This is a genomic window from Alteromonas abrolhosensis, assembly GCF_001953635.1.
Taxonomy (GTDB): Bacteria; Pseudomonadota; Gammaproteobacteria; order Enterobacterales; family Alteromonadaceae; genus Alteromonas; species Alteromonas abrolhosensis.
On the sequence record NZ_MEJH01000002.1, the window covers coordinates 288,627 to 305,324 of the forward strand.

Consider the following 16,698-nt stretch of genomic DNA (forward strand, 5'->3'; position numbering starts at 1 on the left):
ATGCAGCGCGGGTTTACGCTTATTGAAATACTGATTGCCATGGCCATATTCACCCTTATTGGGCTGGCGTCAACCGGCTTACTTACCACAGTTATCGACAGCAACGATATTTCTGAAGAGCGTTTCTCCAAGCTCCAATTATTACAACGTGCCATGATCACCATTGAACGAGACCTACAACAAGCTGTGCCTCGCGCAGCAAGGGTTAATGGAGAAAAACAAGACGTGGTCATGGTAGGCGGTGAAACCGAAGACAGTGACGACGATGGAATTGGCTTTGTACGCGGAGGCTGGCACAACCCTCAATTGATGTTGCCACGAAGTACCTTGCAATTTGTTGCGTATCGATTACGTGAGAACAAGCTAGAGCGCCTTTACAGCAACTATGTAGATAACGTTATCGGCTACGAGCCAAAAGTACGTGTTCTGCTAGAAAACGTAGAGAGCTTAAAAATTGAATTTCTTGCTACCACCAACAGCAATTCATTGGATGAAGACGAAGATATGTCTTGGAGCGAGAGCTACAAAGGTGCTGCACTTCCGCGCGCTGTTGCCATTGAGTTTGTAAGCAAAGATTTCGGGAAAATTCGCAGAGAATTCACCTTAACTACAGGTGAATCGTCATGACAATAAAAAATACTCAGCGCAAGACGATTACACCTCCTGCTAAGCAGCAAGGCGTGGCATTAATGATTGTGCTCATGATAGTAGCTTTGGTAGCGGTATTAGCCACAGAGATGGGTACCCGCTTACAGCTTCAGGTGCAGCGCACCATGAACTTAAAAGACAACAATCAGGCTTATTGGTATGCGATGGGAGCCGAGGCATTCGCTCGAAAATCTATACAGTCTTTAATAGAAGAGAGCCCGGACGTTATCTCCATTGATCAGGCTTGGGCGCAGGAATTCAGCTATCCGTTAGAAAACGGTGGCTTAACCGCTAACTTAGAAGACTTACAAGCCTGCTTTAACTTGAACGCTATTACATCAGGTAGCGCATCGGGCGCAGGCAATACAGGCGGTTCAGGCAACATAGGGGCGAGCAATACTACAGAAGCCATGGACGCTTTTCATACTATGTTGTTATCACTCAGTGTTGATGGGCTAGACAACTACACCGCAGATACCTTACGGGACAGTTTAGCCGATTGGGTAGACGAAGATGACAGAATGCGCCCCTACGGTGCAGAAGACAGTGAATACGAGTCCAGAGAATTTCCTTATCTTGCGGCTAACGGACCACTGGCATCAAAAAGTGAATTGCGTATTATTAACGGTGTATCACCACAGTGGCTAGGCGCATTAATGCCTTTAGTTTGTGTGATCCCGGATTACGACGAGTTGAAAATTAACGTCAACACATTAGAACAAGAAGATGCACCATTGCTTGCAGGCCTAACGGGCTTAGACATTCAGCAGGCCACAAGTTTGATTAGCAGTCGCCCGCAAAACGGCTGGGACGAAATCAATGATTTTTTAAGCGAGCCCTCTATTCAAGCGCTTAACTTAACAAGTACTCGACAAGATTGGTTTGCGGTAAAAACTGAATATTTTATGTTGCACACAAAAACACAGTACAACAAAGCAACTTTTAAGCTTTCCACCGTGTTTCACGTTAATGCCGATACCGGCGTTAGTATTGTGAATCGCGAGTTTGGGGGAACCTATTGATGGAACAACTTTTGGTGCGTTTAGGCGCCAACCATACAGATCCAATTAGCTGGCTCGTTTATTCGCGAACAGAAGATGAAATCATTGCATCAGGTGAACTGCCTAATGCCGACGCCTTATCGTCGCTTACTGAGCGCGCAGGCCAACGTAGCGTCATTGCGTTAGCGCCCAGCAGCGAAATTTTACTAAAATGGGTTGAGCTGCCGCCTAAAGCCGGCCGCAAAATCATTTCTGCCATTCCATTTATGCTAGAAGACGAGCTTGCTACCGACATCAGCCAGCAGTTTTTTGCTATTGGACCAAGACGGGGAGATGAACAGGCCGTTGCAGTTGTTAGCCATGAAAAAATGGAGTTGTGGCAATCTTGGTTAAGCGCTGCAGGGTTATTCTGCGACACCATTATTCCTGATGTACTCGCAGTACCAGTCACCGAAAACGGTTGGTCAGTGCTTACGTTAGGTGAACAGCTTCTCGTTCGCCAAGACACCTTCAAAGGGGTGCAGGGCGAGTTGACATGGTTACTGCCAACCCTTGTTCATTTTACGGCACAGCAGGAAAACCCGGTTACTATTACCAACTATGCGGGTATCGATTTAAGCAGTTTGCCGAACATTGAAGAAGCACAGGCTCCGCTGGAATTGCCCATGCAGGTATTAGCAAAGGAGGCTCTACAAAGCAACTTTAACCTGTGCCAAGGCGAGTACAAAGTAAAACGCAAACGCAGCGGAGTACTGAATCAATGGCGCGTTGCAGCAGTATTAGCCGTGCTGGCGTTATGCACCAGTCTTATCGACAAAGGCGTTTCCCTTTACCAACTGAAAGCGCAAAATCAAGCCCTAAGCAGCGAAATCAATTCTGCAGTAAAGGCTGGCTTTCCCAATATCGGTGCCTATCGCAACGTGCGTTTAAAGCTACAAAGCGAACTTGCCAAGCTTGAGCAAGGCGGCGGTAGTGCCTCTATGCTCATAATGCTAGATCAACTCGCTCCGGCTTTCTCAGCGACCGATGTGAAACCACAAACACTGCGCTTTGATTCCACCCGCACCGAAATTCGTATTCAAGCGCTGGGCAAGAACTTTGAAGCGCTAGAACAGTTTAAGCGCACGGCGGAAGGCGCTGGTTTTGTGGTTGAACAGGGAGCCATTAATAACCGTGATAACGGTGTTGTGGGTACAGTGTCAGTAAGGAGTACCTCATGAATGCACTTTTAGAAAAGTACAAAGCGCTCACCGAGCGAGAGCAAAAGCTCGTGTTAGTGTCTGCTGTGTTGATGGTCATTGCGCTGTTTTATTTTGCCGTTTGGTCGCCGCTTAACGCTGCATTAGACAAACAAAAACAGCTTCTCGACAACCAGCAATCTTTGTTGGTATGGGTAAAAGACAGTGCAGCAAGAGCACAGCAATTACGCCGTAGTAGCGGAAGTAAGCGCACATTCTCAGGCTCTCTACCACAAGCGGTAAACCGCACTACAGCTCAATATGATATCGCTATTTCCCGCATGCAGCCGCAGGGCGACGAGCTTCAAGTGTGGGTTGATCAGGCGCCGTTTAACAGCGTTTTAGAATGGCTAAAAGCCATGGAAAACATGGGCGTAATTATTCTTCAAGCCGATATTGCCGAGGCAGATGCGCCAGGCTATATCAAAATTCGCCGACTACAATTAGGTAAAGCATGAAGTCGAAAGTTAGTTGGATTATAGGGGGCATAATTGCCTTCTTGTTGTTTGCCATTGCTTACATGCCTGCTGTTCACGTTATAGGGCGCTTGGCATTACCGAATAATGTGGCAGTAAGTGGTGTTAGCGGTACCTTGTTCTCAGGCAAAGCGCAGACCGTGGTGGTCAATAGTCTGCCAATTAACAATGTTAAATGGGAACTTAGCCCCTTACACCTGTTGCTAGGTAAAATAAAGGTCGACCTGAAGGCAGGTAACATCCGCGATAAAAACGATATAGCGTTTGAGGGGCCAATTACTACGGGGCTTTTCAGTCAAGAGACGGTAAATACCGAAAACTTTACCTTGTATTTGCCGGTAGATCGCGTGCTTGCTCAAGTTCGCCTACCGCTGCCAGTAAACGCTGGTGGGCGCTTTAAAGTATCGCTAAATGATTTAACGTTTGGCCCAACGTGTCAGTCGCTAAACGGTACCGGAGACTGGTTAAACGCCACCGTAGCAGGAACTCAGGGACCTATAGATTTTGGTACATATTCTGCGAAGCTCCGTTGCGAAGGCGATGACATCGGTATATTGGTGAATGAGCCAAATTTACTGAGTCTGTCTATGGACGCGGTTGTGCCTACGACGATGAAAAATATTCGCGTAAGTGGTAAATTTAAGCCTGACGATAGCCTGCCGCAAGAAGTCCATCAAGCTGCACGCCTGTTTGGCACACCTGACAATAGCGGCTATATTGCTATTAAAATCTAACGCGCTACGCAAAGCGCAGATAGTTTAAAATATCTAGGTCACAAACGTACTTAATGCTTGTGACTAAAGGACTGGAAATACTTTTTAACAAAGGATTGTAATCATGAACAAACCTCTTCTAGCTGGCGCGGGCGTAACTTTGGTTGCACTTGGCGTTGCTCCTTATTTTATTGGTACTAGCGTCCACGAAAATGTTAACGCCGCCGTAAACGAAATTAACCAACAAGCCGTTTATTCGGCCGAGGTACTCTCGTATGACAAAGGCTGGTTTTCGACAACAGCAGAAATCAAACTTGCTTTCGATTTTCAAGCACTAGTCAATGCACAGAATGTTGACCCCGCTGATATACCAATGGAAGAAAACCCTAGCCTAACCGCTACGCTAGTAGCTCATCACGGCCCAGTGTACTTTGGCGATGGCTTAGGATTAGGCCGCGTTCACTATACGGTGTCTATTGATGGTGATGAGTTAAGAGAATACGTTCAGTGGGATGGCCAACAGCCAATTTATCGCAACGAAGGCGTGGTTGGTTTGTTTGGTGGACTAAGCTACGCAGACGTTATTCCAGCGCTTAGCGCAACGGCCGAAGAAGAAGGGTTCACGCTGCTTTTCTCTGGTTATTCGGGTAAAGCTGAGCCTGATGGTGACCAAACTTTTTATATGTCATCGGGTGAATCGCTAAGCATAAGTGCAGATGAATTTTCCATAGAGATGAAAAATCTGTCTATGGATATGAGCTATGATGGCGATATGGTAGCGGCGTTCAAGGGTGACTTATTTGAATCGCAAGGTAAGGCGCGTATAGAAAGCATAGAAATATCTAACATTGAGCCCGGTGCGGCAGTTAAAATAGAGAACCTAGCTTTTGCTACCGACGTCAAAATTAACGAAGACAACCACACCGCCAATATCTACGTTGAATACGCTGTCGACAAAGCTGTGGGCCCTGAACTTGATGCTACAGACATGGTGTTAGGTGTAGCCATCAATAACTTAGATATCGACTTCATTAAGGCCTATCAAGACTTTAGTAACAATTCATTATTAGTGCCTTCTGAAGAAGTGCCAGCCAAAATGATGGAGTTCGTTGAAGCTAACTTGCTAACACAGCTTAAAGCTGAGCCAGAGATTAATATAACGAAGCTGAAAGCAACGTTGCCTGAAGGGTCGTTTAACGCTTACGCAAATACGAAACTAGTGGGTATAGATGCACTTCCCGGTACGTTGGAAGACGCCGCTTATTGGGTCACGCATTTGCTGGCTGATGCACAAATCACCGCCGATAAAGCCCTTGCACAGAGTATGGCATCTGGCTATATGATGGGCCAACTCATGGCGACGCCACACGCGCAAAATATGACGGCAGAAGAGATTCAAGCTGCGGTAGAACAACAGACACCGATGATGCTAAGTACCTTTGCTCAGCAAGGTTTGATAAAAGAAACAGAGAAAGGCTACGAAACTAAGCTCGAGCTAAAAGATGGCAAAGCCAGTGTAAACGGTACGCCTATTCCGCTGCCTTTTGCCCCTCAATAATTGTCAGTGCAAGCGAGAAAAGCGTAAACCTAGCATCGCAAACGCTTTACGCCAATCCTAGGCGCGCCAAATCTTATTTTTGGTCATCCATGATTGAAAATATTGGGCATGGTTGAAGATGCAGAGCGTAATTGAAAATGCAGAGCAGTGCGCTCTGCATTTTTATTCCTGCAATTAAGGTGACTACCACCTCAGCCCTTTCGATTAACTGGTCAATTTGACTGACTGAAATACCTAGCCTATCTCTATTGAACCTAATCTCCCGACCTCTCAGACAGGCTGATATTCATTAAATCCTCAGCGGCATATACACGACCTTCAGCCACAACAGTAATCGCCTCGGTAAGCGCGTCAAGACCCGCCTCGCTGCGCTTCATAATATGAGATAGGAGTATCTGTTTGGCCTTAGACTGCTCTGCAATGTCGATAATTTGTTGGGGTGTCATATGCAGGTTCTTTGCATTTTGGTTTGCGTCATCATCGATGGCGTTATGCAGAACCAAGAGATCGACATTTGCGGCAAAACGAGCAAGGTTTCCCTGCTTATCGTTGGTATCGCCAGAGAAAACCACCTCGCAACCATTGGCGCTTATCTTCCATGCTAGTGCAGGTATGGGGCCGTGATTTACTGCCATTGCCTCAACATTAATGTTATCGCTCACACTCTTCTTAAACGATTGCTCAAAAGATGCCGTTCCTATGCTTTCGGTGGATATCGTATAGTCGTCGTGACCTTCTATGGTGTAAGAAGACAGATATTTAAACGCACCTTCTTTACCAATTAACGAAGATACATAGGCTTTCGTGGAAGGCATAATGTCGTTGCCGTCCGGCCCCATTATCGTCAGATTCTCCGTGCGTTTAGTGAAGTAACTTCCCTTCACAAAACTCGGTAAATCCACCGCGTGATCGGTATGCAAGTGAGAAAGCAAAATCACTTCCAATGATTCAAACGACGCTCCCGCGGCGCCAAACTGAATACTGCTGCCACTCCCGGCATCTACCAATACTCGAGCTTTGTCATCTACCCATACCACATAGGCACTAGAGGCTCTGCCATCATCCAGTTCAGGTCCACCCGACCCTAGTACTTGCACAGAGACATTGTGACAGGCAAGTTGCGTAGCGCTTTGAACCGCGTTTTCGGCTGCGACAGCTTGTTGAGACGATGCATGCGCTAAGGACGAAAACGACAATATGGCAGTGATTGTCGTTGTAATCAGTGATGTTACATGCGTTTTATGAACGTGCTCTTCATGCTTTTTGTAATCAACACCTAATCCTAAACTGCCTAGTTTTCCTTTTAAGTCCGTCATAACTATCGCCTTATGTTATTCGCTACACTTTATACATGGGTGCCTGAACAAAAGACCGTTTACTGCGCAAAAACCGTTCAATTTGTTGGTGAGTCCTTAAGTCTTTTTTCTCAACATCCCCAAAAAAAGTCGTCCGGCAGTCACTAACCTCGCCCTGGGTGGCTTCGTGGTTACAACAGCGTGAAGCCACCACAGAACGGGGTTGAACAAAAAAAGGCGAGCATAAAGCCCGCCTCTCTTCTTATTGAACTGAACAACAGCACATTACTCAGCTGATTTTTCAGCTACCATGATGGTTTTAATATTCACAAACTCACGCATACCGTAACCACCGTGCTCGCGGCCATAGCCACTGTCTTTTACACCACCAAAAGGGAGGTTAGGCTGCGCTAACGAGTAGCCATTAATATTAACCATGCCGGTATCAAACTCGTCCTTCGCTAGCGATATCGCTTTATCTGTATCAGCACTAAAAATACCGCCACCTAAGCCATAGCGTGAGTCGTTGGCTACTTCCATTGCTTGTTTGTCATCGCGAACGCGAATGAGTGAAGCAACCGGCCCAAATAGTTCGTCATCATAGGCTGGCATGCCTGGCGATACATTTTCAAGTACGGTTATTGGATAGAAATAGCCATCTGAGTCTGGAATTTCCCCACCTAGCGATAGCGTAGCGCCGGCTTCTAACGACTTTTTAACCTGATCGTGAAGTTCATCGCGCAAGTCTTCTCTCGCCATTGGGCCTAAGTCCGTATTCTCGTTCGTAGGATCGCCCACTTTCAGTTTTTTGCACTGAGCCACAAACTTGTCTCTGAACTCATCATAAACGCTATCAACAATAACAAAACGTTTAGCTGCAACGCAGGTTTCGCCGTTATTGATTACACGACCCTGAATACACATTTCTACAGCGTGGTCTATGTCTGCATCTTCTAATACAAGGAAAGCATCATTACTGCCCAGCTCCATTACGGTTTTCTTAGACAGGCTTGCAGCAACTTTAGCCACTTCTTTACCTACCTCGTCACTACCGGTAAATGTAACGCCGCGCACATACTTGTGTTTAATTAGGTCGCTTGCTGTGCCGCCGTCAATTAACAGCGACTGATAAACATTTTTCGGAAAACCAGCATCTTCATACATTTGCTGAATAGCTTGCGCCATACCAAACACGTTTTTTGCGTGCTTAAGCACTGTGGTGTTACCCGCCATTATGTTTGAGGCGCTGTAACGAATTACTTGGTATAACGGAAAGTTCCATGGCTGGATGCCAAGAATGACGCCAATTGGCTGATAGGTAATGATTGCACGACCGCCTTCGAAAATACGATGTTCATCTTCAAGGATTGAAGCGCCATGCTCAGCCGTATAACGACATATTTCTGCGCATAACTGCACTTCTTGCTTGCCTTGTGCGGTGACTTTTCCCATCTCACGGGTCATTAGGCTGGCGAGATCATCAATTCGCTCTTCCATTAAATTGGCAAGGTTTTTAAATAAATCAGCGCGAGTTTCAAATGAGGTACGGCGCCAGTTCAAATAGGCTTCTTGTGAACGGGTTACGGCTTGTTCGGCATCCTCGGCTGACATCAAATGATAATGATCGATCTTTTCACCTGTAGCAGGGTTGTAGGTATTGATTGTCTCACTCATTGTCACTCTCCTTATTCCGTTTGGTCAGAAAGAAGTGCAACTAGAAAGCCAAGGTGCCAAAAAATATTTTTTATTTATTATTCAATACGATACGAAATCTACGGTGTGAATGCAGATTAGACTAAAGAATGAGAATCAGAAAAGATTACCTATCGCAGTAAAGATTTCAGGGCGACCACTACAATCGCCCTAATGCGTTTTACGTAAGTGTGAAGATCTCTATAAGACCGCTGAAAAACGCAGGGTTATTTTGCCTTAATCAGTGTACAGGTCTGGAAAGTGAAATTTCGCCATTGCAAGGGTTAAGGCCACCTCATAAACGCTTTGTCGCGATGCGTGATTCAAGGTAAGCAAACCAATAGCTCCGCCCTTTTGTTTGATATTCACCGTATCAAAGAGTTTGTCCATAACCGGCCCTAGCTCTTCGCCACGCTGCAGTGCCTGATAGACACTCACAGGAAGGGGAAGACTTGCGCTTCTTGTTACAGACCAGTGACCTTCGTGGTAAATCGCCACATAGGCGAAGGTTGCGGGGCCATCTTCAAATACATCCACACCACCTTCAATCGCTACATACCATGCATCTGTTAATCCGCCTTGATGATGAGCCAGCATGGCCTTCACGCGATTAATAGCGCCTAAGCGTGTCTCATCTTCATTCATAGGCTGATCGGGAACGCCGCTTGGCACCGACATACCTTGGGCGTCAAAATCGTGCTCTAGTGTGTCGGAGAGCGTATTGAGCGCAGCGTTAATTTTTACTGGGTTTAGCGACCCCACGAAAATTGTATCAGAGACCATTTTCTTTCGTCCTTTAAAAACGTCCTTTTGCAGCAGCATCCATAGGGTTCTGCTTAATGTCGTCGAGCATTAAACGATAATCGCGTACCGCAGGAAACTCATTAATATCGCGATTTGGCAACGTACTATCGGGATTATCAACTGCGAGTAAGTGCTTAATACCGAATGTCTTTGCGGCGTTTAGGATTGGCAGCGAGTCATCGACAAACAATGTGCGGCTGGCATCAAACTGCAAACGCGCCTGTAGCCGCTCCCACAGTAACTGAGATTCTTTAGTTACCCCAAATTCGTGCGTAGAGATAAGATTATCAATATGTGCGTCAAGTTGAGTATGCTCTATTTTCAGTGCCAGGCTGTTGGGGTGAGCATTGGTCACTAACACTACCTGTCTGCCAGAGTCGTGAAGCGCATCGAGAAATGGAATTGTGTCGTCACGAAGTGCTAACAAATGCGCCAATTCCCGCTTTAGCGGCATAAACTCGTTTTCTAAGTCCATTTCTAACGACTCAGCCCAGTAGTCTAAGCAATACCACTGAATTTGCCCAAATACTGACTCATATCGCGCTTTCATTTCACGTTGACTCTGCGCCTCTGAAATCCCTCTTATTTGCGCTAACCGTTTAGGCAAATGATGCAGCCAGAACTGGTTATCGTAATGCAGGTCTAACAAGGTGCCGTCCATATCGAGCAGTACAGTTTCTATTTCATTCCAGGGCAGAAAGGGCAAGCGATTTTCCTTATAATGAAGTAAGCTAAGAAATTGTATACAAGTATGATAACAAAGTTGTAGCGATAGACATGCCAAAAATTGATCCGAACAAACCGTTACCACAAATTCATTCTCGTGAAATCGTTGCGCAAAGCAAACTTTTTAGGGTAGAACGCTTGGACCTTGAGTTTTCAAACGGCGCTACCCGTGAATTCGAACGGATGGCCGGCGGCAATAGGGGCGCGGTGATGATAGTGCCCATGCTAGATGAAAACACCATGGTGTTAATTCGCGAATATGCTGCCGGTACACACTCGTATCAACTAGGTTTCCCAAAGGGCCTAATAGACCCTGGCGAAACTGCTATTGAAGCCGCTAACCGCGAACTGCAGGAAGAAGCTGGCTTCGCGGCTAACGACCTTGTAGAGCTTCACAAAGTGAGCATGGCTCCTACCTTTTTTAACGCCAACATGACTATCGTATTGGCCCGCGACTTGTATCCAAAACAGCTTGAAGGCGATGAGCCTGAGCCTCTTGAGGTGATTCACTGGCCTTTAGATGAAGCAGATGCTTTACTTGCACGAGAAGACTTTGTAGAAGCACGCTGCATAGCTGCGCTGTTTTTAGCTCAAAAGTGGTTTAAGGAACAATAAACAATGCCCGATGACGCCCATGCCGACCTACTAGAACTTGCGAAAGAAATTGCCATTGAAGCTGGTGAAGCCGTATTAGAAGTGTACGATAAAGGTGAATTTGACGCGTATCAAAAAGACGATGAGTCTCCTGTCACCAGCGCAGATTATTTGGCAAATGATATCATTAATAAGCGTTTAAAAGCGGCTACACCTGATATCCCTATTCTCTCGGAAGAGAATAAACACGCGAGTTTAGAAGAGCGAAAGCATTGGCCTCGATATTGGCTGATTGATCCTATCGACGGAACCCAAGAGTTTATTGCCAGAAGCGGTGACTTTGCGGTTAACATTGCTCTTATTGAAAATAACGAACCCACAATAGGCGTTATATTTTGGCCTCCAGGGCAGTCACTCTATTACGCACAGAAGGGCAAAGGGGCGTTTAAGTCATCACCTGATGGAGATCATCCAATTAGCGTGCGCAAATTAGACGACCCTAAAAATAGTGTTGTGATGATTGCGATTAGCCGCCGCCAGTCTAGAGAAAAAGTATTAAGCAGAATGTGCTCCAAGCGCGTTTACCAAACCCTTCCGCTGGGTAGCTGTTCACTAAAAGCGTGTTTTATCGCAGAAGGAAAGGCCGATGTATTCATGCGCATTGGCATTACTGGCGAATGGGATACTGGCGCGTCGCAATGCATTGTTTCTGAGGCGGGCGGAAGCATTGCCGCTGCCAACTTTGAACCCCTTACTTACAATCAGCGTCATTCGTTAGAGAACCCAGATTTTGTGGTAATGGGCGATCAACGCGTGCCATGGCAAGATGTTGTCCAGTATGATGACTTCGTAAACCCACATCAGCATTAGCGCGTAATAAATTAGATAGCGCAGTGTATTAACCTACGTATAATAGCGTAGTAATGTTGCTGGGCCACATTACTCTGGTAGTGGTTAAATCAAGCCAGATGGAACCAAAAAGTAAAAGGAGTAACCTATGATGACTACACGTATTCGCACGTTGTCTGCAGCATTGCTCGCATGTGGGCTAGCATTCCCTGCCGCAGCTGATTGGTCAATAGACGGCGAAACAAGTGCACTACATTTCTTATCAACTAAGAATGCACAAGTCACAGAAGTACATAAGTTTGATAGCTTTGATGGTACGCTGTCTGACAGTGGCAAACTTAACGTGGCGGTGGACTTATCGTCAGTGAATACAGCAATTGATATTCGCAACAAGCGAATGCAAGAGATGCTGTTTAATGTAACCAAGTTTGCTCAGGCTACATTTGAAGCCAACTTACCTGAGTCGATGATGAATTTGAAAGCGGGGCAGGTCGTTGACGGTAAAGTAGATGGTATTTTGATGCTGCATGGCAAGGCCGTTCCTACGTCATTTTCTGTTAAGGCAAGCAAAGTAGACGAAGATACTCTTACTGTTTCAACTACGTCTCCTACGCTCATTAAAGCTGAGTCATTTGGTCTTGCTGAAGGCGTAACAGCACTTCAGAAGATTGCAGGGCTTAAAAGCATTACGACTACGGTGCCCGTGACGTTTTCCGTCACGTTCACACAGTAAGGTAGTGTGGCTTTTCGCCGCTTTTCAGTAAAGAGCGGCTGTTAACTTAAGTAAATAAAAAACCGCACTTCATTGAAGTGCGGTTTTTTAATGCCTGCTATACTGTCCTTTATTTAATGGGCATTGTTAGGAAGACCATGACGCATTGGTAGAGGCTTTTGACTTAACACTTGCTCAGGCATGCTTTGCCACACGTTTTCAGGTAATGCAGGTACTTCTGCCTTATGCTGAGAGATAGCAAAATACCCCATCGCCACACGTAAACGCTTAAGCGCTTTGCATTCATTTATTTCCTGATCAATTACAAATACTCCCCATCTGCGCATTGCCATGCCCAGTTTGTCGCTACTTGTTAAGCGGATAACCGGCGCGGCCAACACCATGCCTACCAGCACTGGTAGCAGCCACATAAATAGTGACGGAGTGAAGTAAAAGGTAGTTACGCCCCAGGCTACCGCTAGACAGCTCATGATCTGCGTATGTTTGATTGCAACTTTCCATGGCACTTTGCGCCCTTCGCGCTCTTGCGCTTCCCACTTGACTGAATGGCCAATAAAGACGCTGATAACAAAATAACTGTGATAGAACATCATTAGTGGCGCAATTAGCACGGCCATGGCGAGTTCTATCGTTGCCCCTTTAAGCAAAGACCACGCACCACCGAACTCGCTACGACGTTTCATTAAGGCCAATGTGATGCCCAAAATTTTAGGTAAGAACAATAGGGCAGCCGTACCCCACATGGTTACCATCATCATGTCTTGGCGCGCTACCTGCCAACTAGGGAATAGCTGATATTCAGATACGAAGAACTCCGGCACTGAAGTGGCTCGTATCAGCGCATCTGCCGTGCCTAGCGCCAACATACAAAACAGTATGAGTGAGGAAATGTACGCAAACGCGCCAAACAAGAAGTGCAGGCGGTTTGCCATTTTAAGGCCTTTTACATTCAGTAGCCCTAAATGCTGTATGTTGCCCTGCACCCAACGGCGGTCGCGAATAGCATAGTCAACAATATTACTTGGCACTTCTTCATAGCTGCCCGTAGTGTCGGTAAGCAAGTATGCCTGCCAGCCAGCACGGCGCAGCAGCGCGGCCTCAACAAAGTCATGGCTTAGTATTTCGCCGCCAAAGGGAGCGCGCCCTTCAAGGGTTGGCAGCCCGCAGTGCTGCATAAATGGAGCAATACGAATGATCGCGTTGTGACCCCAATAGTTCGCGCTGTCCGTTTGCCAAAACGATAGACCTGTTGCCAACATTGGGCTGTACAGGTGAGCAGCAAACTGAACAAAACGGCCAAAGAAGGTGTTTTGACGCACCGGCATTGGAATGGTCTGCACTAACGCCGTATCAGGGTTTTGCTCGATACGTCGGGCTAAGTCTTGCGTACGTTCGCCGCTCATTACGCTGTCGGCATCTAACACAATCATCGACTCGTAGTTTGCTCCCCAGCGTTCACAAAACTCTTTAAGGTTACCTACTTTTCTGTGCAGGTTTTGTTCGCGACGACGATAAAACACTTGACTAGAGAAGGCACCCAAACGTTTCTTCAATCGGCTAAAAGCGCGTAACTCTGCATCTGCTTTTTCCATATCGCGTGTGTCGCTAAGCATGAAAAAATCAAACTTGGCGCGGTTCTCACTTTCCATAAGCTCGCGAATACACGCCTCAAAACCCACCATAATACGGCGGGTATCTTCGTTATAAACCGGCATGACCACAGCGTGCTTTTGCGTTAATGGAGCAGAAACATCCGGCTGCGCTTGATTTCTGCGCAGGCTTAGCGGATCAATATTAAATAGCTGTAAGAAGAAGCCAATAATGCCTGTCCAAAACGCCATGCATAACCAGGCGAACAGGGTTAGCCCCAAACCTAACTGAGCAATCTCTAAATTAGTCAGGCCGTTAGGTAAAAATATCTCGTATAAACTCCAACCGGCCAGTGCCGTGCTTGGAATCACTAGCATTGCCATGATAAACAAACGCATATGCTCTCCTTTTAAGATGAAATGTGACCCACGGGTAGTGGCATCACTTTTAACCTGAGGCACGGCTTTAGCCTCATTGATTACCGATGTATTTGCGCGACTATTTTGGTTGGTAGACATAATTCCAAACCTCACTCACACGTTTACCGTCTTTTTCAATGTAAGCGCGCATATCTACCGTTTGCTTCTCTTTCGGCTTTACAAAAAAGGTTGCGCGCCACTCTTGCCCATTAGCAACGGGATAAAGACGTTGCTGGGACATCGTGCCGTTAGTGCCTTGCACTACTAGCTTCATCGAATCGTTATCAAAAGCGATGTCAGAGGGTGCACTAAAATCCACGCTGAACTGCCTAGTAGTACTTAAAGCGTCGTCTTTGAACTCATCACCCGGCAACACGGCTTTGCCCTGACGGGTACGCACTACAGAGGCCAGTTCGCTGACAAAAGGGTTCTGCTCTACGGTTTTAAGTTCGTAAGCAAAGTACAATGACTCGCCAGCTTTAAACGGCTTCTCAGGAGTCCAAAACGCCACTATGTTGTCGTGAATCTCAGACTTTGTGGGAATTTCCACTACTTCTAAACGGCCTTTCTCGAAGCCTGCTTCAGGGGTAACCCATAGCCCTGGACGAAGGTGGTAATTGGCCTCTGCATCTAAGTAATTATCCCACTTTCCGTCGCGTTGAAGCATGCCGAATCCTTTTGGATTAGCGTCGCTTAGCGACGTTACTTGAAGGCGAGCAGGATTAGTCAAAGGACGCCAAATTTCTTCATCGGCGTGCGTCACCATTAGTACACCATCACTGTCGTGCACTTCTGGGCGGTAGTCGTCATGGCGCTTTTCCGTGTTCTCGCCATACAAAAACATGCTGGTAAATGGTGCGATGCCCAGCTTATTTACATCGTCTCTGGCGAACAGCCAGCTTTCTACCTTAACGCTGGTGTCGACATCAGGCTGAATCACAAATTTGTACGCCCCCGCCACAGAAGGGCTTTCCAAGCGCGCATAAATTGTGATGGGTTTGCCTTTGCTAGGCTCAATAATCCAAAACTCTGTAAAGTGAGGAAATTCCTCGCCCTTCGCAAGTGCGGTATCAATGGCCAATCCACGTGCGGAAATGCCGTAAACTTGATTTTTTCCCACAAGACGGAAGTAAGATGCGCCAAGAAATACAGCGAACTCATCTTTGTACTCTTCGTTCTTAATAGGATAGTGGACACGAAATCCAGCGAACCCTGACTTTTCATCCGTCAACCCTGCTAAACCCGATGCGGACCCATCGTAGTTAAACATGTCACTGTTAAATGCTAAGCGCTTAGGCTTATTACTTTCACCAATGGTGTGAATAGTAACGGGATATTCATATAGAAAGCCGGGGTGAAAAAACTGCAGTTCGTAGTCATTTTCGCCATGCCACAAACTCTGTTCGGGTTTAAAGCGAATTGATCGATAGGTTGTATAATCAATTTCTTTAAGCTTGCTGTTTAATCCGTGGTCGTCCTGCTCATAGCTTTCTGTCGCCGAGGTGCGCGCAGCATCAATAATAGATTGAAGAACGGGCGACGCTTTTTGAGGTTGATTGGTGTCATTAACCTCGGTGGCAACAGCATGTTGAAAGGTAACTAATGCGATGATACTGCTAATCGCGATAAAAACACGTGACAGCATCGGCTTGCGATGCTGTATTGCAGTTGCTTGTGATTCTTTACCGAAAATTGAAACTGGCTTAGCCATTTGTCCTCTCCTTATGAAAACAATGGTTATCCAGATGGTCACCAGTACCTCGTTTACCCGCCTCCGCTGTTAAGCGGTGCTAGTTGCGAAAAGCCGTACTGATAGAAACCACACGGGAAAGGCGCTCTATTCCTTTCCAATTCACTGATATGGTGAACAACCGAATTCCCTGCCGATAGGCTTAAGTGAATGTTGGATAACACACAAGGGCTTCAGCAAAAGGTGTTCCAATACGAAAAACCAGCTGCCAATTTTTTCTTTTATTATTAAATACAACAACTTAAACAAACTCTTATTTAGGCTTCTTGCTATTTATTTCGTTGTAAAAATGTCCAGTGAGTTAGACAAAAGGATAACTGTTGTTTTTTAGAGACAGTTGTCCGTGCCAATTCGACCGCAAAGTTTAAAAATAAGCGCTTAGCAAAAATTGATGGCGTGAAGAACCAATCGCCAGATAAAAATATAATCTTTAAATATCAATTGTATAGGCAATAATTCACGGCAGTTTTTAGTGGATTTAAACGAAGTTGGCAAACGCTTTGCTATTCATCCTATTGATAAATAAGTTGGACAACATTTCTTAACGGAAATAAACGATGGCATGAAGACGGTTTTCGTTTCTTTGACCATCAACCCAGTAACACTTTGTTG

Annotated in this window: 15 protein-coding genes; 9 read left to right on the forward strand and 6 right to left on the reverse strand. The window is 46.1% G+C overall.

From position 1 onward, the window contains the following. The 6 genes from gspJ to BGK61_RS01235 all read left to right on the forward strand — a co-directional run bounded on the left by gspJ (position 1) and on the right by BGK61_RS01235 (position 5,634). Positions 1-627: a type II secretion system minor pseudopilin GspJ gene (gene gspJ / locus BGK61_RS01210; RefSeq protein WP_076012003.1), complete on the forward strand. Its 627-nt coding sequence runs from the start codon at positions 1-3 to the stop codon at positions 625-627. Continuing rightward, complete coding sequence (gene gspK / locus BGK61_RS01215; RefSeq protein ID WP_015000029.1) at positions 624-1,670, forward strand: type II secretion system minor pseudopilin GspK; 1,047 nt, start codon at positions 624-626, stop codon at positions 1,668-1,670. The genes gspJ and gspK overlap by 4 nt, the downstream gene beginning before the upstream one ends. Beyond that, positions 1,670-2,869 (forward strand): type II secretion system protein GspL, encoded by a 1,200-nt coding sequence (gene gspL / locus BGK61_RS01220; RefSeq protein WP_076012004.1) that lies wholly within the window; start codon positions 1,670-1,672, stop codon positions 2,867-2,869. Before gspK ends, gspL begins: the two co-directional genes overlap by 1 nt. Then, positions 2,866-3,345 (forward strand): type II secretion system protein GspM, encoded by a 480-nt coding sequence (gene gspM, locus BGK61_RS01225; protein ID WP_015000031.1) that lies wholly within the window; start codon positions 2,866-2,868, stop codon positions 3,343-3,345. The genes gspL and gspM overlap by 4 nt, the downstream gene beginning before the upstream one ends. After that, positions 3,342-4,097 carry a type II secretion system protein N gene (locus BGK61_RS01230; protein WP_015000032.1) on the forward strand — a complete coding sequence of 252 codons (756 nt, stop codon included), beginning with the start codon at positions 3,342-3,344 and terminating at the stop codon, positions 4,095-4,097. Before gspM ends, BGK61_RS01230 begins: the two co-directional genes overlap by 4 nt. A gap of 103 nt (positions 4,098-4,200) precedes the next feature. Beyond that, positions 4,201-5,634 (forward strand): YdgA family protein, encoded by a 1,434-nt coding sequence (locus BGK61_RS01235; RefSeq protein ID WP_076012005.1) that lies wholly within the window; start codon positions 4,201-4,203, stop codon positions 5,632-5,634. 254 nt (positions 5,635-5,888) lie between these two features. On the opposite strand, the gene BGK61_RS01240 is transcribed toward BGK61_RS01235, so the two are convergent. From BGK61_RS01240 to yrfG, 4 genes are all read right to left on the reverse strand, one after another. Continuing rightward, a complete protein-coding gene (locus BGK61_RS01240; protein WP_083648696.1) occupies positions 5,889-6,950 on the reverse strand; it encodes an MBL fold metallo-hydrolase in 1,062 nt (353 codons plus the stop codon). 264 nt (positions 6,951-7,214) lie between these two features. After that, a complete protein-coding gene (locus BGK61_RS01245; RefSeq protein ID WP_015000035.1) occupies positions 7,215-8,603 on the reverse strand; it encodes an NAD-dependent succinate-semialdehyde dehydrogenase in 1,389 nt (462 codons plus the stop codon). A gap of 255 nt (positions 8,604-8,858) precedes the next feature. Further along, entirely contained in the window at positions 8,859-9,404 is a 546-nt protein-coding gene (gene yjjX / locus BGK61_RS01250; RefSeq protein WP_044557105.1) for an inosine/xanthosine triphosphatase, read from the reverse strand. 13 nt (positions 9,405-9,417) lie between these two features. Next, a complete protein-coding gene (yrfG, locus tag BGK61_RS01255) occupies positions 9,418-10,131 on the reverse strand; it encodes a GMP/IMP nucleotidase (protein ID WP_015000037.1) in 714 nt (237 codons plus the stop codon). A gap of 71 nt (positions 10,132-10,202) precedes the next feature. On the opposite strand from yrfG, the gene nudE reads away from it, so the two are divergent. The 3 genes from nudE (at position 10,203) to BGK61_RS01270 (ending at position 12,327) form a co-directional block, all read left to right on the forward strand. Next, positions 10,203-10,766 (forward strand): ADP compounds hydrolase NudE, encoded by a 564-nt coding sequence (gene nudE / locus BGK61_RS01260; RefSeq protein ID WP_014951322.1) that lies wholly within the window; start codon positions 10,203-10,205, stop codon positions 10,764-10,766. Between the two features lie 3 nt (positions 10,767-10,769). Next, positions 10,770-11,615 carry a 3'(2'),5'-bisphosphate nucleotidase CysQ gene (cysQ, locus tag BGK61_RS01265; protein WP_015000038.1) on the forward strand — a complete coding sequence of 282 codons (846 nt, stop codon included), beginning with the start codon at positions 10,770-10,772 and terminating at the stop codon, positions 11,613-11,615. A 127-nt stretch (positions 11,616-11,742) separates the two neighbouring features. Next, positions 11,743-12,327: a YceI family protein gene (locus BGK61_RS01270; protein ID WP_015000039.1), complete on the forward strand. Its 585-nt coding sequence runs from the start codon at positions 11,743-11,745 to the stop codon at positions 12,325-12,327. Between the two features lie 113 nt (positions 12,328-12,440). Here BGK61_RS01270 and mdoH read toward each other — a convergent pair whose 3' ends face one another. Then, entirely contained in the window at positions 12,441-14,435 is a 1,995-nt protein-coding gene (mdoH, locus tag BGK61_RS01275; RefSeq protein ID WP_076025993.1) for a glucans biosynthesis glucosyltransferase MdoH, read from the reverse strand. Beyond that, entirely contained in the window at positions 14,416-16,047 is a 1,632-nt protein-coding gene (locus BGK61_RS01280; protein ID WP_076012596.1) for an OpgD/OpgG family glucan biosynthesis protein, read from the reverse strand. The genes mdoH and BGK61_RS01280 overlap by 20 nt, the downstream gene beginning before the upstream one ends. Positions 16,048-16,698 lie beyond the last annotated feature (651 nt).

Coding starts and splice junctions, on each gene's coding strand:
- BGK61_RS01280 (WP_076012596.1), bottom strand. CDS start 16,047: ATGGCTAAGCCAGTTTCAATTTTCGGTAAAGAATCACAAGCAACTGCA.
- nudE (WP_014951322.1), top strand. CDS start 10,203: ATGCCAAAAATTGATCCGAACAAACCGTTACCACAAATTCATTCTCGT.
- BGK61_RS01240 (WP_083648696.1), bottom strand. CDS start 6,950: ATGACGGACTTAAAAGGAAAACTAGGCAGTTTAGGATTAGGTGTTGAT.
- gspK (WP_015000029.1), top strand. CDS start 624: ATGACAATAAAAAATACTCAGCGCAAGACGATTACACCTCCTGCTAAG.
- mdoH (WP_076025993.1), bottom strand. CDS start 14,435: ATGTCTACCAACCAAAATAGTCGCGCAAATACATCGGTAATCAATGAG.
- BGK61_RS01245 (WP_015000035.1), bottom strand. CDS start 8,603: ATGAGTGAGACAATCAATACCTACAACCCTGCTACAGGTGAAAAGATC.
- cysQ (WP_015000038.1), top strand. CDS start 10,770: ATGCCCGATGACGCCCATGCCGACCTACTAGAACTTGCGAAAGAAATT.
- BGK61_RS01230 (WP_015000032.1), top strand. CDS start 3,342: ATGAAGTCGAAAGTTAGTTGGATTATAGGGGGCATAATTGCCTTCTTG.
- gspJ (WP_076012003.1), top strand. CDS start 1: ATGCAGCGCGGGTTTACGCTTATTGAAATACTGATTGCCATGGCCATA.
- gspL (WP_076012004.1), top strand. CDS start 1,670: ATGGAACAACTTTTGGTGCGTTTAGGCGCCAACCATACAGATCCAATT.
- BGK61_RS01270 (WP_015000039.1), top strand. CDS start 11,743: ATGATGACTACACGTATTCGCACGTTGTCTGCAGCATTGCTCGCATGT.
- BGK61_RS01235 (WP_076012005.1), top strand. CDS start 4,201: ATGAACAAACCTCTTCTAGCTGGCGCGGGCGTAACTTTGGTTGCACTT.
- gspM (WP_015000031.1), top strand. CDS start 2,866: ATGAATGCACTTTTAGAAAAGTACAAAGCGCTCACCGAGCGAGAGCAA.
- yjjX (WP_044557105.1), bottom strand. CDS start 9,404: ATGGTCTCTGATACAATTTTCGTGGGGTCGCTAAACCCAGTAAAAATT.